Annotated in this window: 5 protein-coding genes; 4 read left to right on the top strand and 1 reads right to left on the bottom strand. The window is 59.7% G+C overall.

Annotated elements, in window-relative coordinates:
- From RKP46_RS08275 to RKP46_RS08260, 4 genes are all read left to right on the top strand, one after another.
- Window positions 1–986, top strand: a 986-nt coding sequence (locus RKP46_RS08275; protein ID WP_311106206.1) for a peroxidase family protein, incomplete at its 5' end; no start/stop codon positions are given.
- A gap of 332 nt (window positions 987–1,318) precedes the next feature.
- Window positions 1,319–2,299 (top strand): ABC-three component system protein, encoded by a 981-nt coding sequence (locus RKP46_RS08270; protein WP_311106205.1) that lies wholly within the window; start codon window positions 1,319–1,321, stop codon window positions 2,297–2,299.
- Window positions 2,268–2,516, top strand: a complete 249-nt coding sequence (locus RKP46_RS08265; RefSeq protein ID WP_311106204.1) for an ABC-three component system middle component 8 — start codon at window positions 2,268–2,270, stop codon at window positions 2,514–2,516. Before RKP46_RS08270 ends, RKP46_RS08265 begins: the two co-directional genes overlap by 32 nt.
- On the top strand, window positions 2,503–4,299 hold the full coding sequence (locus tag RKP46_RS08260) for a DUF2326 domain-containing protein (RefSeq protein WP_311106203.1): 1,797 nt from the start codon (window positions 2,503–2,505) through the stop codon (window positions 4,297–4,299). The genes RKP46_RS08265 and RKP46_RS08260 overlap by 14 nt, the downstream gene beginning before the upstream one ends.
- A gap of 377 nt (window positions 4,300–4,676) precedes the next feature.
- On the opposite strand, the gene RKP46_RS08255 is transcribed toward RKP46_RS08260, so the two are convergent.
- Window positions 4,677–5,618 (bottom strand): HEAT repeat domain-containing protein (locus tag RKP46_RS08255; RefSeq protein WP_311106202.1); only part of this gene is annotated, 942 nt, incomplete at its 5' end.

Raw genomic sequence — 5,618 nt, 5'->3', positions numbered from 1 at the left:
GGTTCAAGCTGACGCATCGCGATTTGGGTCCACGGGCGCGCTACCTCGGCGCCGAAGCTCCCAAGGACGTGTTGATTTGGCAAGATCCGGTGCCCGCAGTCGATCACGCCTTGATCGATGCGAACGACATCGCGGCGCTCAAGGCCAAGATTCTCGCTTCCGGCTTGACCACTTCCGAACTGGTGAGAACCGCCTGGGCGTCGGCCGCTTCCTTCCGGGGCTCCGACCTGCGCGGCGGCGCGAACGGGGCGCGCGTCCGCCTCGCGCCGCAAAAGGATTGGGCGGCGAACAATCCGGCAGAGCTGGCCAAGGTGCTGAAGAGCTTGGAAGACATTCAACGGAACTTTAATGGTGCGCAGTCCGGCGGGAAGAAAGTGTCGCTCGCCGACGTGATCGTGTTGGGCGGAGCAGCGGCCGTCGAGCAGGCCGCGAAGCAGGGCGGGTACGACGTTAAGGTTCCCTTCGTGCCAGGGCGCGCGGATGCGTCGCAGGAACAGACCGATGTGGCTTCGTTTGCCGTGCTCGAACCGACCGCCGACGGTTTCCGCAACTACTTCGGCGCCAACAACCCCCGCTCACCGGCGGAAATGCTGGTGGATCGGGCCAGTCTGCTGAATCTCACCGTTCCCGAAATGACCGTTCTGGTGGGCGGGATGCGCGCCTTGAACGCGAACACGGGCCAGTCCGCGCATGGCGTGTTCACCGACCGGCCCGGCACGCTGAGCAACGACTTCTTCGTGAATCTGCTCGACATGTCGACGCAGTGGTCCAAGTCGGCCAAGACCGAGGGCCTTTACGAAGGTCGCGACCGCAAGACGGGCAACGTCAAGTGGACGGCAACCCCCGTCGATCTGGTGTTTGGTTCAAACTCCGAGCTGCGCGCGGTCGCGGAATTTTATGCGGCCAACGATGCCCGCGAGAAATTTGTGCAGGACTTTGTGGCGGCTTGGACGAAGGTGATGAACCTCGACCGGTTTGACCTGTGATGCCGGTGGCATAAGGCGCTCGAACGCCGCTGACAGTCGGCTCGATTCGAGCGCCGATGCCTTCGGGCAATAAGGGCCGCCCAATCAGGCGGCCCTTTTTCGTTTGGCGGCGCGTTGGTCTGCACGCCTCATCATTATCTCGTGCGATGCCGACCACAACCCGCCGTAAAATTTACGTATAATTACCCGAGAGGTGTGCCATGAAGCTTCGCCAGCGGATCAAGCCGACTCCGGGCGGAAAAATCTAAGGTATTCCCGCCCCGCGTGGTTTATCCGCCGCCCCGTTAAGCACCTGTAAATCGCAACCCAGAAGACGGGAACGTGGGGATCGAATGAAGTTCGCATACGAGGATCTCAGTGACGAGCAGTTCGAGCGATTGATCGTACTTTTGTGCCAGCGTTTGCTTGGGGTCGCTGTACAAGGCTTTGCGAAAGGGCCCGACGGCGGGCGCGATGCCAAGTTCGTGGGCACAGCCGAACTTCATCCGAGCACGGCAGCGCCTTGGGCCGGAACCACCATCATCCAGGCCAAACATACCAAGGGCTTTAACCGTAATTTCTCCGAGTCCGACTTTTTCAGCACGTCCGCTGTCAACACCGTGCTGGGCAAGGAGATTCCACGTATCAAGAAGCTGCGCGACGCCAAGCAGCTTGATCACTACATGCTGTTCGCCAACCGACGCCTAGCAGGCAACGCCGAAACGGAAATACGCGCCCACATAGCGTCGGAATGCGGCATTCCGGCTTCGTCGATCTACCTGTGTGGTTTGGAGCAACTGGAGATCTGGCTGAAGCGCTTTCCGGACGTGGCGAAGGAAGCAGACCTTGATCCGGTCGATTCGCCGCTGATTGTCAGCCCCGACGATCTGGCCGAAGTAGTGCAAGCGCTGGCCCGGCAGAGAGACGGCGTGTTGGCTCTGTTCGACGATCCACCGACGCCTCGCGTGGCCTACGAGCAGAAGAATGCGCTCAACAACATGAGCGCCGACTACGCCAAGGCACAGCGGCGAAAGTACCTGAAGGAGACCGCGCAGATTCGATCCTTTCTGGCGGCGCCTGAAAACCTTGAATTGATGCGCATGTACGAGTCGGTGGTCGATGAGTTCCAGCTCAAGATCATCGCCAAACGCAAGGACTATCAAACCTTCGACAAGGTGATGGAGTACCTCGTGGACCTGCTGTTCAATCGCGATCCGGTTTTGCGGCAGCACGCCCACAAGCGCCTGACCCGCGCCGTGCTGTTTTACATGTATTGGAACTGTGATATCGGGGAGGTGGGCGATGCTTCGTCCGACCAAACACTCTCACCCTGATCGCACAGTTATCAGCGTGGCGCTGTTGCTGCTGACGCGCCTGAAGATTCGCCGGGTCGATGAGTACGATGTGCTGCGCAAGTTCGCCAAGAAAAGCGTGGTCGGCGGCGACGTGCTTTTCCTGCCAGCACTGAATTTCCTGTATCTCATGGGCTTGATCGAATATCGCCCCAAGACCGACGCTGTGGAGTACGTGGGGCCCAATGAAGCTGTCTAGACTCTATTCCAATAAGCCGGAGGTGTTCGAACCCGTGGAGTTCGTCCAGGGCCTGAACGTCGTCATGGCTGAAATCCGTCTGCCGGAAAACCGCAACAAGGATACCCACAACCTAGGCAAGACCACGCTCGGGCGGCTGCTCGACTTCTGTTTCCTGGCCAAGCGCGATCCTAGATTCTTTCTCTTTAAGCACCTAGATCTGTTTCAAGCGTTCATCTTTTACCTTGAGATCGAGCTAGAAGATGCTTCATTCGTGACGATTCGGCGCGGCGTCGAGGAAACCACGAAGATCAGCTTCAAGCGCCACGAGGCAGGGCATCAAGACTTGTCGATGTTGCCGTCGGGAGAGTGGGATCATCAAGACATGCCATTCGACCGAGCGCGCGATCTGCTGGACGGATTGCTCGACTGGCGTGCGCTTAAGCCATGGGCGTTTCGCAAAGGCTTGGGCTATTTGCTGCGTTCCCAAGACGATTTCCGCGACGTGTTTCATCTGCGCAAGTTCGCGGCCGCGCATTCGGACTGGAAACCCTTTCTCGCCCATGTCCTCGGCTTTGACGCACAACTGGTGGCTCATCACTACGAGAAGGAAGAGCAACTTGCAGAAAGGCAGTCCACCGCACAAACCATCAAGAACGAGCTGGGTGGATCCATTGAGGACATCAGCAAAATTGAAGGCATCCTGTTGCTCAAGCAGAAGGAGGCCGAAAAAAAGCAGATGCTACTTGATGCCTTTGACTTCCGAGCGCAGGACAAAGACCGCACCAAGCAGTTGGTCGATGACATTGACGAACGTATTGCGGCCCTCAATGCCGAGCGCTATTCGCTCAATCAGAATAGGAAAAAGATCCTTGCCTCGCTGGAGGAGGACCAGATCCTCTTCAATCCCGACGAGGCACAGCGTTTATTCGAGGAGGCGGGTGTCTTCTTCAGGGGGCAGATCAAGAAGGACTTCCAGCAGTTGATCGCATTCAATCGGGCGATTACGGACGAGCGCCGTGGTTATCTGCAGGAAGAACGCGCGGAGGTCGAAGCCGAACTCAAGCGCATCAATGCCGAACTGAATGCGCTAGGCAAGAAGCGTTCGGACATGCTGTCATTCCTGAGCGGTACCGACATCTTCGGCAAGTACAAGCAAGTTTCGGACGAGATGGTGACGCTGCGCGCTGACATCACTTCGCTGGAACGTCAGCGCGGCTTCCTGCATCGCCTGCAGGATCTGCGAACCGAAATCCGGGCGTTGACCGAAGAGCGCGGTCATTTGCAGACCGAAATCGAGGGGGATGTGGAGAAGCAGAACTCGGATCAGGGCAGTCTATTCTCGGCGATCCGCCTGTTCTTCAGCGAGATCGTCGAAGAGGTGATCGACCGCAAGGCGTTGCTGAGCGTGTCGCCGAACCAGGCTGGTCATCTGGAGTTCAAAGCCGAAATCCTCGACGAATCGGGCAATGCGACCAGCGCTCACTTCGGTCACACCTATCGTAAGTTGCTCTGCATCGCCTTTGACATGGCCGTGCTTCGCGCGCACTTGGACGACAAATTTCCTCGTTTTGCCTATCACGATGGCGTGTTCGAGTCCCTAGATGATCGCAAGAAGGAAAACTTGTTGTCGGTCATTCGTCGGTACGCCGAGCTAGGGCTACAGCCGATCATCACACTGATCGATTCTGACTTGCCGACGCGGGCCGATGCGGATGAGCCAGTGTTTTCTGCGGACGAAGTTGTTGTGACGTTGCACGATGAGGGCGAGCACGGTCGACTATTCAAGATGAAAGCATGGTAATAATGGAGTGGCGCTTAACAACCTATTGCAGCGGCGGTCCGCTGCGTGACCTGCCGCTGAATTAGCATGTTCGGTTGCATGAGAGTCCACCAAGCTAATTGGCGAGAAAGACGTTCCTCTTGTGTTACATGCCTCCACTGGCGAGTGGGTTCGTTTTCCAGACGCGTTTTCCGGTGGTGCTGCAGTCGCTACCATCGTCAGAGCATGGCTAGCGCGCCCATGAGCATACACATGTAACCCAACATCTCGGCCAACCAGACCGCCCGCAAGCCACACTTGCCGATTCCCTCCGCGCTTCGCACTCCGGCATCCGGTTACCTCAAGCGGTAGACGATCTCCTACGCTCCTTATTGACTACCGGAAATTGGCTAATCCACCTATCCACCAGAAGCAACCCGATTCACCGCTCGCCGTTCCAGCCGCCGCAAGCTCTTGAACGCAATGGCTCGAATCGCCCCGTCCTCGCTCTTGTTGGCCAGGATGCCCTGCAACGCGGTTTGCGCCGCTTCGCCGCCCAGCCGACCCAAAGCCGCAATCGCGCTCGACCGCGCCACCGCCTCTCCGTCGGTCATCGTAGCGCGACGGACTAGCGCCGCGACTTCCCGCTGCTCCAGATAAACCGGCAATGCGGTTTGCCGCTGTTCGGCGTTGTTCAGCAAACGGCCATCCGCTTTGGACAGAACCGCCCGCAGAACCGGGCGCAAGGCCGCTCCGTCGGCGCTCTTGGACCGCTCCAAATGCTGGAGCACGGGTTCACCGCCAAGCCGGGCCAGAGCGGCGCTGGCCGCCGCACGCACGCCGGCATCGACATCGCCCAGGGCTTGCAACAGGGCGTTGCTGTCCTTGGCATCACCGCACTCGGCCAGACAGCGAATCGCCTCGCGCCGCACCGTGACCGGATGGCGGGGATCGGCGAGCGCGGCCCGCGCTGCTGGCGCGACGGCCAGTTGCAGTTGACGGGCGGCCCACAGACTGGCCCGCCAGGCTTGCGCTTCCGCGCCGGCCTGTTCCCACGAATGCCGCTCGTCGGCCTGCCGCCAACCGTTGGCCGCCCGCTCCAGCGCGGCTTGCACGGCTCCCGCCAAATCCCGGTCGCCGCTGTTGCCGGCGATCCAGGCGGCTTCGGCCCGGGTCGTCGCTGCGTCGCTTTGCAACAGATCGCGCAGCGCATCGCCGGAGAAGGTCTGGCGGCGGATCAAACCACGCCGCAGCCGCTGCCGAACCTGTTGATCCTTCACCACGCCCAGCCGTTGCGTGAGAGTGGCGGGGTCGCCCTGCCGGGCCAGGAAGCGCGCGGCGGGCTGGCTGATCTCGGCGTA

The sequence above is a fragment of the Accumulibacter sp. genome (genome assembly GCF_031732815.1).
GTDB lineage: Bacteria > Pseudomonadota > Gammaproteobacteria > Burkholderiales > Rhodocyclaceae > Accumulibacter.
The sequence above is the reverse complement of the archived record's forward strand: the minus strand, read 5'-3'. Positions and strand labels throughout refer to the sequence as shown.